17 protein-coding genes are annotated in these 23,589 nt (G+C 74.0%); 12 read left to right on the top strand and 5 right to left on the bottom strand.

Annotated features, from left to right (window positions below; all coding sequences use genetic code 11):
* From FVE25_RS41720 to FVE25_RS41710, 3 genes are read left to right on the top strand one after another with little or no spacing between them, the layout of a single operon-like run.
* Positions 1 to 1,755, top strand: coding sequence for a peptidoglycan-binding domain-containing protein (locus FVE25_RS41720; protein WP_157253019.1), 1,755 nt, complete (start codon positions 1 to 3; stop codon positions 1,753 to 1,755).
* A complete protein-coding gene (locus FVE25_RS41715; RefSeq protein ID WP_157253018.1) occupies positions 1,748 to 2,425 on the top strand; it encodes an ABC transporter ATP-binding protein in 678 nt (225 codons plus the stop codon). Before FVE25_RS41720 ends, FVE25_RS41715 begins: the two co-directional genes overlap by 8 nt.
* A complete protein-coding gene (locus tag FVE25_RS41710) occupies positions 2,412 to 3,590 on the top strand; it encodes an ABC transporter permease (protein ID WP_157253017.1) in 1,179 nt (392 codons plus the stop codon). Before FVE25_RS41715 ends, FVE25_RS41710 begins: the two co-directional genes overlap by 14 nt.
* A 25-nt stretch (positions 3,591 to 3,615) precedes the next feature.
* Here FVE25_RS41710 and FVE25_RS41705 read toward each other — a convergent pair whose 3' ends face one another.
* On the bottom strand, positions 3,616 to 4,221 hold the full coding sequence (locus FVE25_RS41705; RefSeq protein WP_157253016.1) for a helix-turn-helix domain-containing protein: 606 nt from the start codon (positions 4,219 to 4,221) through the stop codon (positions 3,616 to 3,618).
* An 87-nt stretch (positions 4,222 to 4,308) separates the two neighbouring features.
* Between FVE25_RS41705 and FVE25_RS41700 the strand changes: the two genes are divergently transcribed.
* Genes FVE25_RS41700 through FVE25_RS41690 form a run of 3 tightly spaced genes read left to right on the top strand, consistent with a single transcriptional unit; the run spans position 4,309 to position 6,500 of the window.
* Positions 4,309 to 4,944 carry a class I SAM-dependent methyltransferase gene (locus tag FVE25_RS41700; protein WP_157253015.1) on the top strand — a complete coding sequence of 212 codons (636 nt, stop codon included), beginning with the start codon at positions 4,309 to 4,311 and terminating at the stop codon, positions 4,942 to 4,944.
* 19 nt (positions 4,945 to 4,963) lie between these two features.
* The gene (locus tag FVE25_RS41695; RefSeq protein ID WP_157253014.1) at positions 4,964 to 5,449 is read left to right on the top strand and encodes a DinB family protein; all 486 of its coding nucleotides are present in this window, start codon (positions 4,964 to 4,966) and stop codon (positions 5,447 to 5,449) included.
* A 34-nt stretch (positions 5,450 to 5,483) separates the two neighbouring features.
* On the top strand, positions 5,484 to 6,500 hold the full coding sequence (locus FVE25_RS41690; RefSeq protein ID WP_157253013.1) for an alpha/beta fold hydrolase: 1,017 nt from the start codon (positions 5,484 to 5,486) through the stop codon (positions 6,498 to 6,500).
* Between the two features lie 19 nt (positions 6,501 to 6,519).
* Here the strand turns inward: FVE25_RS41690 and FVE25_RS41685 are convergent, their stop codons facing one another.
* Positions 6,520 to 7,044: a nuclear transport factor 2 family protein gene (locus FVE25_RS41685; RefSeq protein WP_157253012.1), complete on the bottom strand. Its 525-nt coding sequence runs from the start codon at positions 7,042 to 7,044 to the stop codon at positions 6,520 to 6,522.
* A gap of 177 nt (positions 7,045 to 7,221) precedes the next feature.
* Here FVE25_RS41685 and FVE25_RS41680 point away from each other — a divergent pair, with 177 nt between their 5' ends.
* The 3 genes from FVE25_RS41680 to FVE25_RS41670 are packed head-to-tail and all read left to right on the top strand — an operon-like array spanning position 7,222 to position 15,955.
* Positions 7,222 to 8,172 (top strand): pyridoxal phosphate-dependent aminotransferase, encoded by a 951-nt coding sequence (locus FVE25_RS41680; RefSeq protein WP_157253011.1) that lies wholly within the window; start codon positions 7,222 to 7,224, stop codon positions 8,170 to 8,172.
* On the top strand, positions 8,172 to 9,197 hold the full coding sequence (locus FVE25_RS41675) for a methyltransferase domain-containing protein (RefSeq protein ID WP_157253010.1): 1,026 nt from the start codon (positions 8,172 to 8,174) through the stop codon (positions 9,195 to 9,197). Before FVE25_RS41680 ends, FVE25_RS41675 begins: the two co-directional genes overlap by 1 nt.
* Positions 9,182 to 15,955, top strand: coding sequence for a non-ribosomal peptide synthetase/MFS transporter (locus FVE25_RS41670; RefSeq protein WP_157253009.1), 6,774 nt, complete (start codon positions 9,182 to 9,184; stop codon positions 15,953 to 15,955). The genes FVE25_RS41675 and FVE25_RS41670 overlap by 16 nt, the downstream gene beginning before the upstream one ends.
* A gap of 197 nt (positions 15,956 to 16,152) precedes the next feature.
* Here the strand turns inward: FVE25_RS41670 and FVE25_RS41665 are convergent, their stop codons facing one another.
* A complete protein-coding gene (locus FVE25_RS41665; RefSeq protein WP_157253008.1) occupies positions 16,153 to 17,502 on the bottom strand; it encodes a hypothetical protein in 1,350 nt (449 codons plus the stop codon).
* Between the two features lie 118 nt (positions 17,503 to 17,620).
* Between FVE25_RS41665 and FVE25_RS41660 the strand changes: the two genes are divergently transcribed.
* Positions 17,621 to 18,421 carry an SAM-dependent methyltransferase gene (locus tag FVE25_RS41660; protein WP_219825892.1) on the top strand — a complete coding sequence of 267 codons (801 nt, stop codon included), beginning with the start codon at positions 17,621 to 17,623 and terminating at the stop codon, positions 18,419 to 18,421.
* Between the two features lie 254 nt (positions 18,422 to 18,675).
* Here the strand turns inward: FVE25_RS41660 and FVE25_RS41655 are convergent, their stop codons facing one another.
* Positions 18,676 to 20,064 carry an MFS transporter gene (locus FVE25_RS41655; protein WP_157253007.1) on the bottom strand — a complete coding sequence of 463 codons (1,389 nt, stop codon included), beginning with the start codon at positions 20,062 to 20,064 and terminating at the stop codon, positions 18,676 to 18,678.
* 71 nt (positions 20,065 to 20,135) lie between these two features.
* On the opposite strand from FVE25_RS41655, the gene FVE25_RS41650 reads away from it, so the two are divergent.
* Positions 20,136 to 20,627, top strand: a complete 492-nt coding sequence (locus FVE25_RS41650; RefSeq protein ID WP_157253006.1) for a MarR family winged helix-turn-helix transcriptional regulator — start codon at positions 20,136 to 20,138, stop codon at positions 20,625 to 20,627.
* A gap of 56 nt (positions 20,628 to 20,683) precedes the next feature.
* Positions 20,684 to 21,199: a pyridoxamine 5'-phosphate oxidase family protein gene (locus FVE25_RS41645; protein ID WP_157253005.1), complete on the top strand. Its 516-nt coding sequence runs from the start codon at positions 20,684 to 20,686 to the stop codon at positions 21,197 to 21,199.
* Here FVE25_RS41645 and uvrA read toward each other — a convergent pair.
* Positions 21,189 to 23,579: an excinuclease ABC subunit UvrA gene (gene uvrA / locus FVE25_RS41640; protein ID WP_157253004.1), complete on the bottom strand. Its 2,391-nt coding sequence runs from the start codon at positions 23,577 to 23,579 to the stop codon at positions 21,189 to 21,191. The two genes, FVE25_RS41645 and uvrA, sit on opposite strands and share 11 nt — an antisense overlap.
* Between the last annotated feature and the right edge of the window lie 10 nt (positions 23,580 to 23,589).

The following is a 23,589-nucleotide window of genomic DNA, read 5'->3' as shown; positions in this document are numbered from 1 at the left end:
GTGCGCAGATCACGGGTGCTCGCCCTGGTGGTGGCGGGCGTGCTGGTGATCGCCGCCGTGGGGTGGGTCGTCGGCTCCCGGCTGCGCTCTCCCGCCGAGGAGGCCGCCAACCGCCGCCCGCCCAAGCCCTCCCTGGTCACGGCCCCGGTCGAGCGGCGCAAGCTCACCAGCACCGTGACGGTCAGCGGCACGCTCACGTACGGCTCGCCGCTGCCGGTCTCCCTGGCCGGGATGGTCGGGGGGAACGGCGGCGGCGGGGGCCCGGCGGGGGCCGGGGCGAACGGCGCCGCCCAGCGGGTCACCACGGCGCCCAAGCCCGGCCCGATCCGCAAGGGCCAGGTGCTGATGCAGGTCAACGGACGGCCCGTCTTCGCCCTGCAGGGCAAGAAGCCGATGTACCGCCCCCTGGTGCCGGGCACCGAGGGCGACGACGTCAAGCAGCTCCAGCGCGCGCTGCGGGTGCGCGTGAGCGGCGTCTTCGACGCGGCCACGGTGGCGGCGGTGAAACGCTGGTACGCCAGACGCGGCTACAAGGCCCAGGAGCCCGACCTGGAGGCGCGCAAGAACCTGCAGCAGCTGCGCCAGGCCGTGCAGACCGCGCAGGAGACCCTGGCCGCCGACCGCAAGGCCCTGGACGAGGGTCTCGACGTGCGGCCGCTGCGGATCCGGCACGACAACGCCCGCCGGGACCTGAAGGAGGCGGAGCGGGCGCTGGCGCAGGCGCCGGAGGTCACCCCCGAGCAGGAGACCCAGCTGGCCACGCTGCGCCGCGCCGTACGGACCGCGGAGGAGCAGGTGCTCGCGGCCGAGCAGGCGCTGGCCGAGGCCAGGAAACCGGCGCCCGCGCCGACCACGACGCCCGCGCCGACGCCCACGCCGGTGGACACGAGCCTGCTGGAGATGAAGCTGGCCAACGCCCAGCAGGACCTCGACGAAGCCCAGCGGGCCGTGAGCGCCTACGAGGAGCAGATCGGCGTCGAGCGGGACAAGCGGCTGGAGGAACTGCGCAAGGCGGTGCGCACCGCGAAGGAGGCCGAGGCCACCGCCGCCCAGGCGCTGAAGCGGGCCAGGAAGGTCTCGCCGCTGCGGGCGAAGCTCGCCCACAGCGTCTCCAACCTGGCCGATGCCAGGACTCTGCTGGCGGAGTTCCGCGAGACCTACGGGGTCAGCGTCCCGGCCGGTGAGATCGTCTTCCTGCCGAAGCTGCCCGCCCGCATCGACAAGGCGGAGGTCAAGCCGGGCGACACCATCGAGGGCAAGGTCGCCACCGTGACCAGCTCGGCCTTCGCCGTCTCCGGATCGGTCGACGCCAAAGAGGCCAAGCTGCTGCGCGCGGGCCAGGAGGCGTCGATGGAGACCATGGACGGCACCCAGGTGCCCGCCACGCTGAGCGCGGTGGGCGAGGACGCCAAGACGGCGGGGGAGAAGCCGAAGGACGGGGAGGAGTCCGACACCGGCTCGGTGCCCGTCCTGCTCACGCCCGGCGCGGCCAAGGGGCTGAAGTCCCTGGTCGGCTCGCCCATGACCGTGCGGATCTCGGTCGGCTCGACCGAGGGCGAGGTCCTGGCCGTCCCGGTGGCCGCCGTGATCACCTCCGCCGACGGGCGGCCCCGGGTCAGGGTGGCCCTGGACGGTGACCGTACCCGCGAGGTCGAGGTGCGCACGGGCCTGACCGCCGACGGGGACGTCAAGGTCACCCCCGTGCGCGCGGGCGAGCTCAAGGAGGGCGACCGGGTCGTGGTGAGCGATGCCTGAGCCCGTCATCGAGCTGGCCGGCGTCTGCCGGGAGTTCCCGTCGGACCCGCCGGTGCGGGCGCTGGCCGAGGTGTACCTGCGTGTCGGCCAGGGCGACTACGTGGCCATCATCGGGCCGTCCGGCTCCGGCAAGTCCACCCTGCTCAACATTCTCGGCCTGCTCGACCGGCCGACCTCCGGCACCTACCGGCTGGACGGCGTCGAGACCACGCAGCTGCGCGACGGCGCGCGGACCCGGCTGCGCGGCACCCGCATCGGCTTCGTCTTCCAGTCCTTCCACCTGCTGCCCCACCGGACGGTCGTGGAGAACGTGATGCTCGCCGAGGTGTACGGCCCGCATCCGCGCGCCGGCCGGCGGGCCCGCGCCGAACAAGCACTGGAACAGGTGGGCATGAGCCATCGCATCGGATTCGTCCCCGACCGGCTGTCGGGCGGCGAGCGCCAGCGCGTGGCCATCGCCCGCGCGCTGATGGCCAAGCCCGCCCTGCTGCTGTGCGACGAGCCGACCGGCAACCTCGACAGCCGCAACACCGAGGCCATCCTCGACCTGTTCGACGGCCTGCGCGCGGACGGCCTGACCATCTTGGTGATCACCCACGAGGACGAGGTGAGCGCCAGGGCCAAACGCCGGGTCAGGATCGCGGACGGAGCGCTCAGTGAAACTCCGTGACCTGTGGACCGAGTCCATGGCCGGGATGCTGGCCCGCCCCGTGCGCTCGGCCCTGACCACCCTCGGCACCGTCCTGGGCATCGCCACGCTGGTGATCACCCTGGGCATCGCCGCGACCGCGGGCAACCAGATCGTCGGCCGTTTCGACGAACTGCTGGCCACGAGCGTCACCGTCGAGGTGCCCCGCGGCGGCCACCACCCCCTGGTGGCCTGGGACGCGGCCAAGGAACTGCGCCGCCTGCGCGGCGTGACGTCGGCCACGGCGCTGGCGCAGAGCGACGGGAGCTCCAACCTCGTCGTGACCGCCAACAACCTGCTCGACCCGACCCGGGTGTCCGGTCAGACGCTCGCGGTGGTCGCGGCCACCCCCGACCTGCCGGAGACCACCCTCGGCCGGATGACGGCCGGGCGCTTCTACGACGCCGGTCACGTCTCCCGCCGCGACCGGGTGGCCGTGCTGGGGGAGCAGGCCGCCGCCATGCTCGGCATCACCAGCCTGGAACACGCGCCCGCGGTGTTCATCAAGGACCGCAGCTACACCGTCATCGGCATCATCGGCGGCCTGCGGCGCGAGCAGATCCTGGCCAGCGCCGTCCTCGTCCCGCCCACGCTGGGCCCCGACATCGGCCTGAAGGACGTCACCCGCGTCCTGGTCGCCACGCAACTGGGCGCCGCCGAGCTCATCGCCCGCCAGGCGCCGCTCGCGCTGAGCCCCAACCGCAGCGCCGAACTGCAGGTGATCGCGCCGCCGAGCCCGAAGCGGGCGCGTGACGGCGCCCAGGACGACGTCAACGGCCTCTTCCTCATCCTCGGCCTGGTCTCGCTGGTCGTCGGCGCGGTGGGCATCGCCAACGTCACGCTGGTCACCGTCATGGAGAGGGTCGCCGAGATCGGCCTGCGCCGCGCCCTGGGCGCGGCCCGCCGGCACATCGCCGCCCAGTTCCTGATGGAGTCCAGCCTGATCGGCCTGACCGGCGGGGTGATCGGGGCCAGCGTGGGCATGATCGCCGTCGTCGCGGTGGCCGCCGTGCGGCAGTGGACGCCGGTCCTCGACGTACGGCTGGCGCTGGCGGCCCCCGTGGCGGGTGCGCTGGTGGGGCTGCTGGCCGGGTTGTATCCGGCGTTGCGCGCGGCCCGGATGGAGCCGGCCGAAGCGCTGCGGTAGGGCCGGCCCGGTGTGAGGGCCGGGTTCACCGGCCGATCTGGCCCCGAGGCGGGCGGCGGGGAGCGGCGCGCACGTGGGCGCGCACGCCTTGCAGGCCGAACAGGATGAGAAGCTCGACCGCGCCGCCGTCCGCGCTGCCCAGCCAGTGCGGCAGGGACGTGTCGAACTCGGCGGTCTCACCGGCCGACATCGTCAGGTCGTGCTCGCCGAGCACCAGCCGGAGCCGGCCGCTGAGCACGTACACCCATTCGAAGCCCTCGTGGGTCTGCGGGGTCGGCTCGAGGGGCTCCGGCCGGGCGGGAATGATCATCTTGAACGCCTGGGTCCCGCCCGGCCGCCGGGACAACGGCACGAAGACCATCCCGAACCGCCGCATCGGCTTCAGGTGGATCCGCGGGTCGCCCGTGCGCGGGGCGCCGACGAGGTCGTCCAGCGGAACGTCGTAGGCGCGGGCCAGCGGCAGCAGCAACTCCAGGGTCGCCCGGCGCTGCCCGCTCTCCAGCCGCGACAGCGTGCTCTCCGAGACCCCGGTCGTCGCCGCGAGGCCGGCGAGGGTGATTCCCCGGTCGCGGCGCAGCGCGCGCAGCCGGGGCCCCACCGCGCCGAGAACGTCTTCCGTTTCGCTGTCCATCGCCCCAGCTTGCCAGAACGGCAAGATTGCGTGCCAGACCGGGGATGGTCTGGCGAGACTGAACGCCTTCCCAGTGAAGGAGTCTCGATGAGCACCACCGATATCACCACGTTCTGGGACGGCGTCTACGCGGCCCGGCAGCCAGGAGCCGACCCGCGGCCGAACGACCGTCTCACCGAAACGGCCGCCGGCCTGCCGCCCGGCCACGCCCTGGACCTCGGATGCGGCGACGGCGGCGACGCGCTGTGGCTCGCCCGCCGGGGATGGCACGTCACCGCCGCCGACGTCTCGGCCGTGGCGATCGAGCGGCTCGCCGGCCTGGCCCGCGCCCACGGCCTGGGCGACCGGGTCGCCGCCGAGCGGCACGACCTGCGCGCGTCGTTCCCGTCCCTCCCGGAGGGCGGAGTCGACCTGGTCTGCGCCCACTACCTGCACACCCCCTTCGACCTGGACAGGGCGGCGGTGCTGCGCACGGCCGCGCACGCGCTGCGCCCGGGCGGGCTGCTGCTGGTCGTCGACCACGGCTCGGCCGCGCCGTGGTCGTGGAACCGGGACCCAGACGCCCGGTACCCGGCCCCGCTGGAGGTCGCCGCGGGCATCGGCCTGGACAAGGCGGCGTGGAGGGTCGAGCGGGCCGACGCCCCTCGCCGGGTCGCGACCGGACCGGGCGGGCGCACCGCCGAGGTCGTCGACCACGTCCTGCTCATCCGCCGCACCGCCTGACCCCGACGAGGAGACCATCATGACCACCACCCGCCGCGACACCCCGCCGCCCCGGACCGGCAACAGCGAGGCGGAGACCCTGCGCGGCTTCCTCGACTACCTGCGGACCTCGATCGCCGCGAAGGTCGACGGCGCCCCGGAACCGCAGGTCCGCTCGGCCGCCATGCCGTCGGGCACGAACCTGCTCGGCCTGCTCAACCACCTGACCTACGTCGAGCGCGCGACCTTCCTCGGGGACAGGGTCACCGACTGGCCGGCCACGTTCCAGGCCGCACCGGAGGACACCGTGGCCGACGTCCTCGCCCGCTACCGGGAGACGGTCGAGCGCGCGAACGACGTGCTCGACGGCTGCGCAGACCTGGGCGCGCCCGTCCCCCGGCCGAAGCCGGGCGGCGCGGCTCCCAGCGTCCGCTGGGCACTCACGCACCTGATCGAGGAGACCGGCCGCCACGCCGGTCACGCCGACATTCTGCGCGAGCTCATCGACGGTGCGACCGGGCGCTGACCCGGCCACCGTCTCGAACCAAGGACACGAACCCATGATCACCAAGCCACGCCGTTCTCTCTCATATGCGCGCAAGGCGGCGGCCGTCGCCCTCGCCCTCGTGCTCGCCACCGGTGCCGCGGCCTGCGCCGCCCCGGCCGCCGGCGAGGTTCCCGCCTACGCCGTCGCCACGCGGAGCGACCCCCGGTTCACGAAATCCTTCACGCACGAGTTCGCCGACGTCGACGGCGTCCGGATGCACTACGTGACCGGCGGCAGCGGTCCGCCCCTGGTGCTGCTGCACGGCTGGCCGCAGACCTGGTACGGCTGGTGGCCGATCATGCCGGAGCTGGCCAGGCACTACACCGTCTACGCCGTCGATCTTCCCGGTCTGGGCGACAGCACCGGCACGCCGACCGGCTACGACAAGGCCACGCTGGCGCGGTACGTGCACTCCTTGATCGCCGGCCGGCTAGGGGTGCGGGACGCCCGCGTCGTCGGGCACGACCTCGGCGCCGCGGTGGCGTTCCAGTACGCCGCCCGCTTCCCCGCCGACACCGCCCGCCTCGGCTACCTCGACCTGCCGCTGCCCGGGCCGGGCATCGACGCGCGTACCTACCGCTCACTGAGCTGGCACATCGCCTTCCACTCCCAGCGGCGGGTCCCCGAGGCGGTGGTCGGCGACGACGTGCGCGAGTATCTGGCGCTGTTCTACCCGCAGGTCGCGTTCAACGGATCGGCCTTCGGCGGCACCTCGGAGCGGTCCCCGTTCACCGACGCCGAGATCACCGAGTACGCGCGGACCTACCAGCGGCCCGAGGTCCTGAAAGGCGGCTTCGAGCTCTACCGCGCCCTCGACAAGGACGTGCGCGACACCACGGAGGCGAAGCCCACGCGGGTGCCCACCCTGCTCATGACCGCCCAGGGCCAGCTCGCCCCGGTCAAGGCCACCGTGGCCCCGCGCATGACCAACATCGTGCGCGCCGTGGACGTGCCGAAGGCGGGGCACTGGCTCGTGGAGGAGAACCCCGCGTTCGTCACCGCGGAGCTGCTGCGCTTCCTCGGCGGCTGATCCCGCCGGCGGCGCCGCGTCAGGACGGGTCCTTCAACCGGTCGGGGATGGGCGCCAGCGGATAGACCCGCCAGAAGAACGCGTCCGCGGCGTGCTGGTCGCCCGGGAAGTTGATCGCCGCCGCGATGCGGCCGCCCCGGATCCGGAAGGCGAGGGCCCAGGTGAGGTCGAGGCCCTTGGGCCTGGTGCTCCACCCGCGGTGCAGGTCGATCACCCAGTCCCCGTCGGCGGCCAGCGCGATCGGCTCGGCCCGGAAGCCCGCCCGGCCGAGCTGGGCGAAGAACGCCAGCACCTCGTCCACGCCCCTTTTCGTGCCGGCGAGGGGATGGTGACCGGGGATGGTCCACTCGATGGCGGGGGCGAAGAACCGCTCACGCAGCGCGGCCAGATCGCCCGCGGCGTAGGCGGCGTAGTAGTCGCGGACGAGCCGGACGTTGGGGTGTTCCCCGCTCGCGGCGGCGGGGCCGCTCAGGGAGGCCAGGGTCAGTCCTGCCGCGGCGGCGCCGGCCGCGCGCAGGACGCCGGCTCTGGTGACGTGGGTCATCACAACTCCTCTCAGGGGACTTTCATCCTCGTGAGCCGGTCGCGCGATGGTCCAATACCTGCTGCCATAACCACCGGTTATGGCGGCCTCGTCAAAAGATCAAGGAGTTTCCCGGGGGACGGGCAATCTTCCTGAAGCGTTTCAGTGCGGTTCACCCATGATCGTTTAACTACCACGGTGCGCCTCGACTGGAACGAAAGCCCCCTCGGCCCTCCGCCCGCGGCCGTGGCCCGCCTCCGCGCCCACGCCGCCGACCTGCACCTCTACCCGAGGGGCCTCCTGGAGGAGGTCACCGCCGACGTGGCGCGGGACAGCGGGGCGGAGCCGGAGGCCGTCCTGCTCGTGAACGGGGTGGACGAGGCGATCGACCTGGTCCTGGGGCTGGTGCCGGGGTGCAGGTACGTGACGCCGGGCTTCGACGCCTACGCCGAGCGCGCGAGGGTGCTGGGCCGTACGGCGCGGCCGATCCCGCTGGACGCCGGCTGGCAGCCTGCCGGGCTCCCCGAGCCGGGCGGAGCGGTCTTCCTGGCCCAGCCGCACAACCCGACGGGCGGGATGTTCCCGGCCGCCTGGGTCCGGCAGGTGCTGGAGGCGGCCGAGGTGCTGGTCCTGGACACCACCTACGCCGACTTCGCGGCGCAGCCGTACCCCGTGGAGACGCACCCTCGCCTGCTCGTCTTCCGCAGCTTCTCCAAGAGCCACGGGCTGGCGGGGCTGCGCGTGGGAGCGCTGACCGGTTCGCCCCGGCTGATCGGGAGGCTGCGCGAGCGCACGCGGTTTCACTCGGTGGACTCGGCCGCGCTGCACGCGCTGGCGGGCGCGCTCGCCGATCCGGGCCATCGTGCCAGGTTGCGGGCGCATGTGCTGGCCGAGCGGCCGAGGTACGCCGCCGAGCTCGGCAGGCACCCGGCGATCGGCGAGGTCCGGGACACGGAGGCCAATTTCGTCCTCGCGCGACCGCGCGAGGGGCTGGTGGCCGGCGAGGTGGCCAAGCGGCTGGCCGAGCACGACGTGTGGGTGCGCGACTGCGGCCCGCTGGGTCTGCCGGGCTGGCTGCGCGTCACCGTCGGCACCGTTGATGATCTGGCCCGGCTCGCCGGTGCCCTGACCCTGGTGCAGGACTGCTGATGGATTTCGAGCACCGCCTCGTCGAGGCGATCCAGCCGATTCGCCACCTGGCGATCGCCCACGCGCTTTACACGATCATGGACAACGGCGTCTACGCCGCGCTCCAGGACGAGCCAGGCGTCCCAGCCGGGACGCTGGCCGACCGGCTGGACCTGGACGAGGCCCGGCTGGAGGCGCTCTGCCTCTACCTGGCCAACGAGGGCTACGCCGCCCGCGAGGCCGGCGGCTGGCGGCTGACGGTCAAGGGCGAGCAGCTCGCCCCGTTCCGCCCCTGGTACACGCTGCTCGTCGGCGGGTACGCCCAGACCTTCGCCCAGCTGCCGCAGGTGCTGCGGGCCGGCGCGCCGTACGCGAGCCGTGACGGGGCGAAGGTGGGGGAGGGCTCGTGCGGGATGAGCATGTTCGACGCGCTTCCGCTCGCCGACGAGCTGCTGGACAACCTGCCGGGGGAGGGGCTCACGGTCGTGGACCTCGGCTGCGGTGACGGCGCCTTCCTGACCGAGCTGGTCCGGCGGCGGCCGGGCCTGCGCGGAGTGGGGGTGGAGCCGGACGAGACGGGCAGCAGGCTCGCGGCCGAGCGGGTGGAGCGGGAAGGGCTCGGCGACCGCGTCACGATCCACCGCGGGCGCGCCGCCGACGCCGCGGCGCTGGTGCGGCAGACGGAAGGGCCGGTCTGCTTCCTGACCGCGTTCGTGCTGCAGGAGATGCTGGAGCAGGACGGCGCCGACGCCGTGGAGTCGCTGCTGCGGACCACGATGCGGACCAGGCCCGGCGCCCACTGGCTGGTCATCGAGGTGGACCACCGCCTCGATGACCGGCAGGCGATGGCCCACGCCCTGGGCACGGCCTACTACAACCCCTACTTCCTTCTGCACGCCATCACCGAGCAGCGGCTGGAGCGGCGCGAGGTCTGGGAGGCCATGTTCGCCTCGGCCGGGCTGGAGACGGTGGCGTTCGCCCATCCTGACGAGCGCGTGGACTCCACCCGCTTCGAGCTGGGATATCTGCTGTGTGCCAAAGGCTGATCGAGGCGGTCGCCGCCCATCCGCCCGACGCGATCGCCGTGGCCGACGGCAGCGCGACGATGACCTACGGCCGGCTGTACGGCACGGCCGCCGCGGTGGCCGGGCTGGTGGGGGCGGCGGCGACCGCCGGGATCTGCGCCCGCAGGGGCGCGGGGACGGTGGCGGCGATGCTCGGCACCCTCATGGCCGGCGCCGCGTTCGTCCCCCTGGACCCCGATGATCCGCCCGAGCGGCTGCGCGTGATGGCGGACGGCGCCGCCGTACTGACGCCGGAGGAGTGGCGGCCGAGGTTCGCGGCGGCCGGGCTGCGGTGCCTGCCCATCCCCGGCCACACCTCCCGCTTCACGCCGGAGTTCCACGACGACGAGGCGCCCGCGTACGTCATCCACACCTCCGGCAGCACCGGCCGGCCCAAGGGCGTCCGCGTCCACCGGGGCGCGCTCGGCCACTTCAGCGCGGTCATCGCCGACGGATACGGCCTGGCCCCCGGCGATCGGGTGCTGCAGTTCTCCGCCACCTCGTTCGACGGCTGCATCGAGGAGATCTTCCCGCCGCTGCTGGCCGGGGCCACCGTCGTCATCAGGGACGACGAGATGATCTCCACTCCCGCCCACTTCCTGGAGCGCGCCGGCGCGCTGGGCCTCACCGTCCTGCACGTGCCGACCGCCTACTGGCACGAGCTCGCCGACGCCATGGCCCGCGACCGGCTGCGCCTGCCCGCCTCGGTGCGGGTGGTCAGCGTGGGCGGCGAGGCGATGCGCGAGGACCGGCTCGCCGCCTGGCGCACCCTCGACCTGGATCCCGGGGTGCGCCTGGTCAACGTGTACGGGCCGACGGAGACCACCGTGGTCGCCACCTGGGACGACGCGGCCGGTCCCCGGGCCGTGCCCGGGCCGCTCACCATCGGCCGCCCGCTGCCCGGCGTGCTCGTCCGCGTGGCGGACGGCGAGCTGCTCATCGGCGGCCCCACCGTCGGGCTCGGCTACGCCGGTCTGCCCGAGCTCACCGCCGAACGCTTCCTGACCGGCGAGGACGGGGTCCGCTGGTACCGGACCGGCGACCGGGTGGAGCGGCTGCCCGATGGCCGACTGGTCCACCTGGGCCGGATGGACCGCCAGATCAAGGTGCGCGGCTTCCGCGTGGAGGCGGCCGAGGTGGAGCAGGCGCTCATCGCGCTGCCCGGCGTCCGCGACGCCGTCGTGGACTACGACCGGGCCCGGCAGGCGCTGGTGGGCTACGTGCTGACCGACCGGGCCGCCAAGGCGGACCGGCCGGACATCGGTGAGCTGCGCGCCGCCCTGCGCCGCACGCTGCCCGCCCACGCGGTGCCCTCCCTGCTGATCCCGGTCGAGTCCTTCCCCATGAACGCCCGCGGCAAGATCGACCTGCCCGCGCTCGCCGCCCGCGACCGGCCCGCCGAGCCCGTCACCGGCGGGCCGGTCGCCGCGCTGGTGGCCGAGGTGCTCGGCTTCCCGGCCCGCCCCGACGACTCGCTGTTCGAGCTGGGCCTGCACTCGCTGGCCGCGGTGCGCCTGGTCACCCGGCTCGGCCGCGAGCTGGGCGTCCGGCTCACCCTGGCCGGCCTGTACGCCCGCCCGACCCTGCGCGGGCTGGAGGCACTGGTGGGCGACGCCCCGGCCGCGGAACCCGCCGCCTCCGGGACGTCCACCGGCCTGACCGCCTTCCAGCGCGAAACCCTCCTCGCCGACGAGCTCCACCCCGGCACCCCGATGAACACCCTGGGCCTGCGCTACCGCGTCACCGGCGTCGCCGACCCCGGCAGGATCGTCACCGCCCTGCGCCGGCTGGCCAAACGGCACGAGGTCCTGCGCGCCCCCGACCTCGAGGTGGAGGTGCTCGACCGCGAGGACGACGCGGCACGGGCCCGCCGCGGGCGCACGGTCTTCGACCCGGTGCGCGGCCCGCTGGCCGCCGCCACCCTGATGCCCTCCGGCCAGGACTGGGAACTGGTCTTCGCCGTCCACCACGTGGCCTTCGACGGCTGGTCGGCCGCCGTGCTCGCCGACGACCTCGCCCTGCTCCTCGGCGGCGGCGAACCACCGCACCACCACGGGTGCCCGCCACCCGCCGACCGCGACGAGCTCGCCCACTGGCTGCCGCGGCTGTCCGGGCTCGACACCGAGCTCGACCTGCCCGCCGACCGCCCGCGGCCGGCGGTGCGCTCCTTCGCCGGCGCCCGCATCGACCAGGCGCTCGACCCGGAGCTGCTGGAACGCCTCGAACGCGCCGCCGGACGCGCCGGCACGACGGTCAACGCCTTCGTGCTCGCGGCCCTGCAGATCCTGCTGCACCGGCTGACCGGCCGCACCGACGTCACCGTGCTCGCACCGGTCGCCAGGCGCGACGAACCGGGCAGCGAGCGTGCCGTCGGCGCCTTCATCAACATCGTGCCCCTGCGCGCCGACCTGTCGGGCGATCCCGGCTTCCACACCGTTCTCGGCCGCGCCACCGAGGCGGTCGTCCACGCGCTGTCCCATCCGGGCCAGCCGCTGGGCGATCTGGCGCGGGCCCTGGGCGCGCGGGCCAGGCCGGACCGCGGGCCGCTCACGCAGGTGATGCTGATCGTCGTCAACACGCCCGCCGCCGCCGGTTTCCACGGCGGGGCGGGGGTGGAGCACCTCGGCGACACCTTCTGCGGCTGGACGAAGCTCGACCTCACGATCACCCTCGACTTCCCGCCGTCCGGCCCGGTGGTCAGCCTCGAGTACGCCACCGCGCTGTTCGACGAGGCGACGGTGCGCCGCTGGCTGGACCATCTGCTCGTGCTCCTGGCCGCGGCCGTGGACGGGCCCGGGCTCCCGATCTCCCGGCTGGAGCTCCTCGGCCCGGCCCGGCGGGCCGAGGTCCTGGCCTGCGCGGGACCCGCCGGCGCCCCGGTCACCGGCGACGGCGGCGTGCACCTGCTCATCGAGGAGCACGTCGAGCGGACCCCGGAGGCGCCCGCCGTACAGGACTGGAGCTACGCGCGGCTGTCGGAGGAGGCCTGGCGGCTGGCCGGAGCGCTGCGCGAGCGCGGTGTGCGGCCGGGCGACCGGGTCGGCATCCACCTGCCGCGCGGGCCGGAGGTGTGCGCCGCGGTGCTGGCCGTGTGGCGGGCGGGCGGCGCGTACGTGCCGCTCGACCCGCACTATCCGGCCGAGCGGCTGCGCCACATGCTCGCCGACAGCGGCGCGAGCGCGCTCGTCACGCACGCCGATCCCGGCTTCGGCCCGCCCGCGGTCGTGTACGGCGAAGCCGCCCCCGCGGCCCCCTTCACCGTCGCGACCGGCGCCGCCGGCGCCGCCTACGTGCTGTACACCTCCGGCACCACCGGCCTGCCCAAAGGCGTGGTCGTCACCCACGCGAACCTGCGCCACGCCGCCGCCATGTGGCGCGACGCCTACGACCTGGAGCCCGGCCTCGCGCACCTGCAGGCCGCCAGCCCGTCCTTCGACGTCTTCGCCGGAGAGCTGCTGCGCGCCCTGTGCACCGGCGGGCGGCTGGTGGTGTGCCCGCACGAGACGCTGCTCGACCCGGCCGCCCTGCACGAGCTGCTGCGCGCCGAGCGGGTCGCGGTCGCCGAGCTGGTGCCCGCCGTCCTGCGCGGACTGCTCGACGTGCCCGGCGCCGGCCGGTCCCTGCACGAGCTGCGCCTGCTGGCCGGCGGGGCCGACAAGTGGTACGTCCACGAGTACCGCAGGGCGCTCGGGCTGGCCCGCCGGGTGGTCAACTCCTACGGGGTCACCGAGGCCACGATCGACAACGCCTACTTCGAGGGCGACGTTTCCCATCTGCCCGATCAGGCGCCGCTGCCGATCGGCCGGCCGTACCCGGGCAACCGTCTCTACGTCCTGGACGCCCACCGCGAGCCGGTGCCGTTCGGGGTCGCGGGCGAGCTGTGGATCGGCGGCCCCGGCGTGGCCCGCGGCTACCACGAGCGGCCCGGGCTCACCGCCGAGCGCTTCGCGCCCGACCCGTTCCACCCCGGCGGGCGCATGTACCGCACCGGCGACGCCGTACGGCTGCGCCCCGGCGGGGTGCTGGAGTTCCTCGGCAGGCTCGACGACCAGATCAAGCTCAACGGCCACCGCATCGAGCTGGACGAGGTGGAGTCCGCGCTGGTCACCCTGCCCGGCGTCCGGCAGGCCGCGGCGGCCGTCCGCCAGGGGAGGCTGATCGGTTACGTGGTGGGCGAGCCGCCGGCCGACCCGCGCCGCGCGCTCCAGGAGATCCTGCCCCGGCACGCCATCCCCGCCCAGACGGTACGGCTGGCCGTCCTGCCGCTCAGCGCCAACGGGAAGATCGACCGCAGGGCGCTGCCCGACCCGCCCGCCCCGGAGCACGAGGAGACCTTCGCCGAGCCGCGCACCGACGCCGAACGCCGCATGGCCGCCCTGTGGCGCGAGGTGCTCGGCGGCGACCGGGTCGGCGCCGCCGACGGCTTCTTCGAACGCGGCGGCGACTCCTTCTCCGCGCTGCGCCTGGTGCGGGCGATCGAGCGGGAGTCCGGCAGCCGCCCGGCCCTGCTGGAGGTGTACCGGCGCCCGGTGCTGCGTGACATGGCGGCCCTCCTGGCGGGGGAGCATGAGGCGGCCACCGGGCTGTTCCACCGGCTCACCCCGGAACGCGCCGCCACCCGCACGCTGGTGTGCGTCCCCTTCTCCGGCGGTCAGGCGCCCTCCTACCTTCCGCTGGCCGGCGCGCTGCCCGCCGATTGGGCGCTCGTCGCGCTGCAGCCGCCGGGACGCGACTGGAGCCGCCCCGAGGAGCCCGCCCTTCCCTTCCACGAGCTCGCCGCGGCCTGCCTGGAGGAGCTGCGCGACGTGCCCGGCCCGTTCTACCTCTACGGGCACTGCTACGGCTCCGCCCTCACCGTCGAACTGGCCAGGCTCGCGGAGGAGGCCGGGCTGCCGCTGGCCGGGGTGGCGATCGGCGGCGCCTTCCCCGCCGCGCGCCTGCCCGGCCGGCTCTTCGACTGGATCTACCGGACCCTGCCCGTGGACCGCCTCATCTCCGACCGGGCCGTCCGCGAGCTCATCCGCGCCCGCGGCGGCGACGTCTCGGACGCCACCGACCCCGCCGAGCAGGCGTTCGTCATGCGCGCCATCCGCCACGACGACCGGGGCGCCGAGGACTACTACGCCACGACCTTCGGCACGTCGCGCCCGAAGCTGCGGGCGCCGTTGCTGGCCGTGGTGGGCGCCAAGGACCGGGTCACCGAACTGCACGCCGAGCGCTACCGCGAGTGGGAGGACTACGCCGGGCACGTCGAGCTGGAGGTCATCCCCAAGGCCGGGCACCAGTTCATCAAGCACCAGCCCGGCGAGCTGGCCGCCATCCTGGACGCGTGGGCGGCCCGCCCCGCCCCCGAGCCGCGGCCCCTGGCCGGCACCGGGCCCCGGCCGAGCCTGCGCCGCTTCGCGACCGTCGCCGCCGGGCAGTTCGTCTCCTCGGTCGGCAGCGCGCTCAGCCAGCTCGTCATGAGCCTGTGGGTGTTCCAGCAGACCGGCGAGATCACCGCCTTCTCCCTCGTCATGGCCGTGGCCCTGCTGCCGGGCATCCTCGCCGGTCCGCTGGCCGGGGCCGTCGCCGACCGCTACGACCGGCGCACGGTCATGCTCCTCGGCGACCTGGCCGCCGGGCTGTCCACGCTGGCGATGATCGGGCTCATCGCCGCCGACCGGCTGGCCATGCCGTACGTCTATCTGCTGTGCGCGATCACCTCGCTGGCCACCGCCTTCCAGCGCCCCGCGTACCTGGCGGCGGTGGCACAGCTCGTGCCCAAGCCCTTCCTCGGGCACGCCAACGGCTTCACCCAGATCGGCGCCGGAGCCGGCGCCCTGTTCGCCCCGATGCTCGGTGCGCCGCTGCTGGCCGTGCTGCCGCTGGAGTCGATCCTGCTCATCGACGTGGCCACGTTCCTGGTCGCGGTGGCGACCCTGGCCTTCGTCCGCTTCCCGGACCGGCTGTTCAGGAAGCGCGAGGAGCCGCTGTCCCGGCAGATCGTGCACGGCTGGCGGTACATCGCCAAGCGTCCCGGCCTGCGGGCCGTCCTGTCCTTCTTCGTCGTGGACCACGTGCTCTACGCCGCGGGGTTCGCGCTCATCGTCCCCTTGGTCCTGGTCGAGTACGGCGTCGCCACGCTGGGCCTGGTCCTGACCGCGGGCGGCGTGGGCACGCTCCTGGGCTCCCTGGTCATGACCGTCTGGGGCGGCACCCCGCGCCGGGCCGACGGCATGATCGCCTTCATGGGCCTCAACAACCTCGGCCTCCTGGTCATCGGGGCGGCCGGGCACCCGTGGCTGCTGGTCGCGGGCATGTTCACGATGGGCTTCAGCGAGTCGCTGACCGACGGCCACTGGGTGGCGCTGGTCCAGCGCAAGGTCGGCCTCGAACTGCAGGGCCGGGTCCTGGCCACGTTCATGACCACCGTGACCGTCGTCATGCCGCTCGCCTACCTGGTGATCGGCCCGCTGGCCGACCGCCTCTTCCGCCCGATGCTGCAACCCGGCGGCCCGCTGGCCGCACCGCTCGGCGGCGTGCTCGGCCTGGGACCCGGCCGCGGCCTCGCCCTCGTGATCCTGGCCGGCGGGGTGCTGCTGACCGCCTGGACCGTCCGCGCGTGGTTCACCCGCCGGCTGAGACATCTGGAGGACACCCTGCCGGACGCCGTCCCGGACGCGGTGATCGAGGACCGCGACGCCGAGCAGCGCCGCGCCGACGCGATGCTGGCCGCCGTACGCGGGGTCAGCACCTGATCCGGTGGAAGGTGTCGCGCGCGGTCGCCGCCCTGCCGGTCGTGACGATCCCTGCCACGGCGATCGTCGCCGGGCGCCGGTTGGTCCGGTTCATGTGCCTGCCTCTCCGCGAGGGGAACTGACGGACCCACGCAACCACGGGCGGCGGTGTCCCAACAGCCGGTCAGGCGGCCGGGACAGTCCAGGCCGGGGCCGGTTCACGGGCGGACGGCCGCCGCCACGGCGGCCTCCGCGATGACCCGGCTGTACCTGACGACGCCGGGCGAGCGGGTCAGGCAGCGCGCGGGGACCGTCGCCTCCAGGCAGAGAGATTCCGGGTCGCCGTCCGGATGCAGCAGCGCCACCCCGCCGAAGCCCCTGGGGTTGGTGCACAGGCCGTGCCGGCGCTCCTCCTGGTTGCACGGAATCCAGGCCGTCCACTTGTAGCGGCCGCCGGCGACCTGCTCGTAGGGGTTGACGGCCAGGCTCACCTGCCGCCCCGCGTCCGCGGTCTGCCCGCCCGTCCGATCCGCCAGAGGCTGATAGACCTCCTCGTTCAGGCGCCGGACGCGCTCGGGATGATCCCTGTCGGGGCCCTGCAGCACCCACACGGTCCTGGGCGGTACGGCGCGGCCCGCGATGACGGCCGCCACCTTGTCCGCGCAGCCGGCCGAGCTCCGCCAGAACTGCAGCACCACCACCCGTGGCCGGGCCTCCTTCAGCAGGCGCGGCAGCCGGGCCAGGAAGTCGCACGGCTCGGCGTCCTTCACGGTGACCGCGCGCACCGACCCCTTGCCGCTGGCATGGACGAAGTAGGTGAGCGCCGCGGCCGTCTCCCCGCCGATGGTGTCCCCGACGTACAGCACGGCCGCGGCCCCGGGCGCGGCGGCGGGCGGGACGCGCAGCTGGCGATCGGTGGGCGGCGCCAGCCCGGTGACGGGGTTCGGCGCGGCCACCCGGGAGACGCCCCCCGGCGGGGGCTCCTTCGCCGGGGACTCGCTCGTGAAGGACCGGCCCGTCGAGGACTCCTTCGCCGAGGAGGACGAGGGGGCGGGACTCCCACGGCCGAACGGCCCCAGGAACAGCCAGACGGCGGCGAAGGCCAGCAGCGTGGCCACGCCGGCCGCCGCCGCGCTGCGGCGCACCACCCGATCCGTCCAGAAGCGATAGCCCGGCCGGTCCTCGTCGTCCGGGACATGAGCGCCGCCCGGATGCTCCCGCCTCCCGTGCGGGCCGGGTCCCGGGCGCTCCCGGTGCCCCTGCGGGCCGGATCCGCCGCCCGCGTGGGCCGCCGCGACGGCCCGCCGTACCGCCAGCCAGCGCGGGACCGCGTCATCGTCGCCGCACGCCCGCACGAACGCGGCCACCAGATACTCGGCCGGCAGCCGCCCCTGATCCAGGGCGGAGGCGATGCTGGTGCGCGGCAGCGACTCCCCGGCGGCGGACGCGCGCTTCTCCAGTTGCCGGTAGCTCAGTCCCGACCAGGCCTTCAGCCGTAACATCGCCAGCGCGAACTCGGCCGGCGTGGTGGCGTCCTCCGGACCTGGTGGGTGGTTCCCCAGACTCATGGTGCTCCTGTGGCTCAGGGAGGTCAGGGCAGGGGGCCGGACCCTCATTCTGCCACCACCGGGCACGGCCATCCTGCTACCTTGATCACTTATCCGGACGAATCGCCGAGGAGATCGCGTGAGTACCGAAGAAGCCCCCCAGAACATCCCGTTGGGCCAGCCGACCGCCGCGCGCATGTACGACGAGGCGCTGGGCGGCAAGGACCACTTCGAGGTCGACCGGGCGGCCAACGCGAAGCTGTACGAGGTCATCGGCGAGAAGCGCGTGCGTTCCACCGCCCGGGAGAACCGCCGTTTCCTCGGCCGCGCCGTACGCCACCTCGCGCAGGAGTGCGGCATCCGCCAGTTCCTCGACATCGGCTCCGGGCTGCCGACGGCCAGCAACACCCACCAGATCGCCCAGAAGACCGACCCCACGGCACGCGTCGTCTACGTGGACATCGACCCGATCGTGGCCGTGCACGGCAGGGCGCTGCTCGCCGACGACAACACCAGGATCGTCACCGCCGACATGCGCCGGCCCGAGACCATCCTCGGCAACGCCGAGGTCATGGACTTCCTCGACTTCAGCAGGCCGCTGGCGATCCTGTTCGTGGCCGTCTTCCACTTCGTCACCCCGGCGGAGGACCCGTCGCGGATCGTGGCCGCCTTCCGCGAACGGCAGGCGGCCGGGTCGTACGTGGCGATCTCCCACCTGACCACCGACGGCATGAGCGAAGAGGAACAGGACGGCTGGCGGGCCGGCTTCGCCGGGGCCACGGTCCCGCTGGTCCTCAGGAGCGAACCGGAGATCCGCGCGCTCTTCACCGGATACGACCTCCTCGGCCCCGGCCTGGTCCGTCCCTGCGACTGGCACCCGGAGCAGGACGAATGGCCCCGCACCACGTCCCTGTTCGGCGGCGTCGGCGCGCTCGCCTGACCTCTCCCGTTTTCCTCGGCCGGGGTCAGGCGGCGAGGATGTTCGCCTGGTCGAGGATCCGGCGCCGGCTCCCGTCCGGCTGCCGGCGCGCCACCTCGACCGGCACGTCGCCGTCGCCCAGCCGCCTCGTGGTGATCGCGAGATCGCCGTTGACCAGGGGCGGGCGGTCCTCGGCCGGCGTCAGCCGTACCCCGGAGGCGACCAGCTCACCGAACGCCCGGCGCAGCGCGTCGTTGGTCCTAGGCCCGGGGGCCTCAGTGGGACGGGGCGGCGGTGAGGCGGCGGTTGAGCCGGCCGAAGACGAAGGCGAAGGCCGCGGCCGTCGCGCCCGCGGCGGCGGCGACGCCGAAGACCCACTGGTAGCCGTGTTCCCCCGGGAGCGCGGCGAGGATGGCGGCGATCACGGCGCCGGCCGTGCTGCCGCCCGCGATGCGCACCAGCGCGTTGATCCCGGCCGCGATCGCGGTCTGCTCGGGCCGGACGTGCTCGACCGCCATCGTGCCCAGGGCGGCGTAGCCGACGCCGAGGCCGATGCCCATGAGCGAGGTGGCCACCAGGATGTCGGCGGGCCCGGCGTGCGCGAAGACGAGCCAGAGCCCGGCCGCCCCGGCGATCGCCGATCCGGTCCCCACCAGGGAGGCGGCGGCGAAGCGGCGCATCAGCGGGCCGGCGAACAGCGAGATGACCAGCATGAACACGGTGCTGGGCAGCAGGTAGAGGCCGACCTGCAGGACGCCGGCGCGCAGCGCGGGGCCCTGCACGAAGCTGGAGATGCCGGTCATGCTCGTGAAGAAGCCGAACCCGAGCAGCATCGAGGCCACGGTCGCGCCGACGGTGCCGCGGTGGACCAGCATCGCCATCTGGACCAGCGGCTGGGGCACCCGGCGCTCGACCAGCACCCAGATGACGGCCACCACGACGGCCACGGCGAACATGCCGAGCGTGGGGCCCGAGGTCCAGCCCCACGCGCCGCCCTGGCTGATCCCCAGCAGCAGCGCCACCAGCCAGACGATCATCAGCCCGGCGCCCGCCAGGTCGGGACGGCCGCCCCTGGGGGATCCGGTGTCGCGGACCAGGAAGGCGACGAGCACCGACACGAGCACCGACAGCGCGGTCGTCACCCAGAAGAGCGCGTGGTAGTCGCCGTCCACCAGCCCGGCCAGGAGCATGCCACCGCCGCCGCCGAATCCCATGGTCGCGCTGAGCACGCCGATGCCGGTGGCCAGCTGGTGACGGGGCAGCACGTCGCGGACCACGCCGATCGCCAGCGGGACGAGGGCGGCGACGAAGCCCTGCAGCACGCGTCCCACGATCAGCCAGGTCAAGGTGGTGGCCAGGGCGGCGATGACCGAGCCCGCGATGAGCAGGGCCAGCGCGGTGAGGATCACGCGCCGCTTGCCGTACATGTCGCCGAAACGCGACAGCAGCGGCGTCGCGACCGCGCTGACCAGGAGGCTGATCGTGAGCGTCCAGCTCACGGCGGCCAGCGAGGCGTTCAGCTCGCGCTGGAGGACGGGAAGCAACGGGACGACCGCGGTGTTCTGCACGGCGGCAACGGAGGCGGCGAACGCCAGCACCACCACTCCCGGCCACGGGTTCCCGGTCGGTGCGGCGCGCTCCGCTGTCGTGGTGACTGTCGCCATGACGACTCCTTAGATAACTTAGGTAAGTAACCAAGCAGCGATAATACATACGTAAGTTAGGTAAGCAATAGATGGATCGGGATCTCGCTTCCGCCGTCGCCGCCTTCCGCGGTGTCGTGGCGATGCTCAAGCGCGCCAAGACGTACGAGACCATGGGCCTGGCCGCCGGCGTGCGCCTCGACCAGCCGGAGTCGCAGGTCCTGGTCCACCTGGTCGACTCGGGTGAGCCGCGGCGCATCGGCGCGATCGCGCAGGCCCTTCAGGTGGAGAGCCCGCACGTCACCAGGACCGTCACCAAGCTCGAACGTCAGGGGCTGGTCGAGAGGGTGCGCGACCCCGACGACGGGCGCGCCTGGCGGATCTGGCTCACCCCGCACGGGACCGAGGTGGCCCAGGTCTGCAACCGCATCAACCTCGAGCTCTTCGAGAGCGCCATGGCCGGCTGGCCGCAGGAGGACCGCGACGGCCTCACCCGCCTGCTCGGCAAGCTCTCCGCGGGCATGGGCGCGCTCCTCGCGGAGCGCCTCGACCGGCACAACACGGCATCCCGAAATATGACATAAGGTGTCGGGATTCCGGTCGAGCATGGGGTTCCCGGTTTTCCTGTGGAAGGACTTTCATGCGCGAAACGCCAGAAGAGCTCAAAGAGCTCCAGGCCCTCCTGGACGCCTCCCTGTCCCGCTCCACCGCCCACCTGCGCTCGATCGTCACCGAGCGCACCACGACCGCGGAGCAGCTCACCCGCATCCTGACCGGCATGTGCACGCTCGCCCTGTCCACCGTGACGGCGAAGGGCGAGCCGCGCATCAGCGGCGCGGACGGGCACTTCCTGCACGGCAAGTGGTACTTCGGGACGGCCCGCGACGCCGCCAAGGCCCGCCACCTCGCCGCCCGTCCCGCGGCCAGCGTCGCGCACCTGCGCGGGGAGGACCTGGGCGTGTTCACGCACGGCACCGTGGAGATCCTCAACCCGCTGGACGCCGAGCCGGCCGCGGACTGGCCGGACCTGCTCGCCTACTTCAAGGACTTCTATGGCGAGGGCGCCTTCGACTGGGATGCCGAGGTGGTCTACTACCGGCTGCATCCGCAGTGGATGACCGTCTACGCCCCCGACGCCGGCAAGCTCATCCGGTGAGCCGCTCGGCCAGGAACGGGGCGGTTTGACTGCCCTCCGCACCGGCCACCGAGCGCGGCGGGCCCGCGGCCACCACCCGGCCGCCCGCCGCGCCGCCGCCGGGCCCCAGGTCGATCACCCAGTCGGCATGGGCCACCACGTCCATGTCGTGCTCGACCAGCACCACGGTGTTCCCGGCCGAGACCAGGTCGCCGAGCTGGGCCATCAGCCGGTCCACGTCGGCCGGGTGCAGCCCGGAGGTCGGCTCGTCCAGGACGTAGAGCGTGTGGTCGCGGCGCACCCGCTGCAGCTCGGCGGCGAGCTTCACGCGCTGCGCCTCCCCGCCCGACAGCGTGGTGGCCGGCTGACCGAGGCGCAGGTAGCCCAGGCCCACCTCGGCCAGCGTCGCCAGGCTGCGGGCGGCGGCGGGCAGGCCGGCCAGGACCTCGCGGGCGGCGTCCACGGTCAGCTCCAGGACGTCGGCGATCGTCCGGCCGCCGACCGCGACCTCCAGGGTCTCGGCGTTGTAGCGGCGGCCGTGACAGACCGGGCAGGGGGCGGCGGCGCCGGGCAGGAAGAGCATCTCGATGGAGATCTCGCCCTCGCCCTGGCAGTTCTCGCACCGGCCGCCCGGCACGTTGAAGGAGAAGCGGCCGGCGTCGTAGCCGCGGGCCACCGACTCCGGCGCCGCGGCGAACATCTTGCGGACCGCGTCGAACAGGCCCGTGTACGTGGCCAGGTTCGAGCGAGGGGTGCGGCCGATCGGCTTCTGGTCCACCCGGACCAGGCGCGCGACCTGCTCCAGCCCGGCCGCCTTCACCGCCGGCTCCTCGCCGGCCAGGTGCGCCTCCACCGCCGCGGTCAGCACATGGGTGACCAGCGTCGTCTTGCCCGAGCCCGACACGCCGGTGACCGCGGTGAACGTGCCGAGCGGGAAGGCGGCATCGACGTCGCGCAGGTTGTGCAGGGTGACGCCGCGCAGCTCCAGCCAGCCCGACGGCGCCCGCGGCTCCCGGCCGGGCCGCGGCCGGCCGAACAGATAGGAGCGGGTGACCGACTCCTCCACCTGCGCCAATCCGGCCACCTCGCCCGAGTACAGCACCCGGCCGCCGTGCTCCCCGGCGCCCGGGCCGACGTCCACGATCCAGGCGGCCTGCCGTACCACCTCGAGGTTGTGCTCCACCACGAACAGCGAGTTGCCCGCCTCCCGCAGCCGGCGCAGCGCGCTCACCAGCGCGCGGGTGTCGGCCGGGTGCAGGCCCGCGGACGGCTCGTCGAGGACGTACAGCACGCCGAACAGGCCCGAGCGCAGCTGCGTGGCCAGGCGCAGGCGCTGCAGCTCGCCCGCCGACAGCGTGGTGGTCGCGCGGTCGGCGCTGAGGTAGCCGAGGCCCAGTTCGGCCATGGTCGCGATGCGCTCGCGCAGGTTCTCGGTGAGCGTCCGCGCGGCCTCCGCCCGCGCGCCGTCGAGGCCGGGGTCGGCGGCCAGCGTCGCGGCGAGGTCGGTGAGGGGGAGCGCGGCCAGTTGCGTGATGTCCCTTCCGGCGAAGCGTACGGCCAGCGCCTCCGGCCGCAGGCGGCGGCCGGCGCAGACCGGGCACGGCGAGGAGACCAGGTGGCGCTCGGCCTTCGCGCGCAGCGTGGCGCTCTTGGTCGTGGCGTAGGTGTGCAGCACGTAGCGCTTGGCGCTGGAGAAGGTGCCCTGGTAGGGGCGGGTGATGCGGGAGGCGTCGCGGATCGGGTGGACGGTGACGACCGGCTGCTCGTCGGTCATGAGGATCCACTCACGCTGCTCGGCGGGCAGGTCCCGCCACGGGCGGTCCACGTCGATGCCGAGTTCGGCGACGATGTCGCGGTAGTTCTTGCCCTGCCATGCGCCCGGCCAGGCCGCGACGGCGCCCTCGCGGATGCTCAGGGACGGGTCCGGGACCAGGCTGTCCTCCGAGACGTCCTGCACGGTGCCGAGGCCGTGGCAGTGCGGGCAGGCTCCGGCCGGGGTGTTGGGGGAGAAGGCGTCGGAGTCCAGGGGCGCGGCGCCCGGGGGGTAGGCGCCGGCCCGGGAGAACAGCATGCGCAGCACGTTCGAGAGCTGAGTGACGGTGCCGACCGAGGAGCGGGTGCTGCCGCCGCCGCGCGCCTGCCGCAGCGCCACCGCGGGCGGCAGGCCGGTGATGTCGCCCACCTTGGGCGCCCCGGCCTGCTCGATCAGCCGGCGCGCGTAGGGGGCCACGGACTCCAGGTAGCGGCGCTGGGCCTCGGCGTAGACCGTGCCGAACGCCAGCGAGGACTTGCCCGAGCCGGAGACGCCGGTGAACACCACGATCTCGTCGCGCGGGGCGTCCAGGTCGACGTGGTGCAGGTTGTGCTCGCGGGCGTCCCGGACGCGGATCATGGAGTCCATGGCGTCCAGG

It is taken from the genome of Nonomuraea typhae (assembly GCF_009760925.1).
Classification (GTDB): Bacteria; Actinomycetota; Actinomycetes; order Streptosporangiales; family Streptosporangiaceae; genus Nonomuraea; species Nonomuraea typhae.
This window is presented reverse-complemented; position numbering and strand designations above follow the sequence as displayed.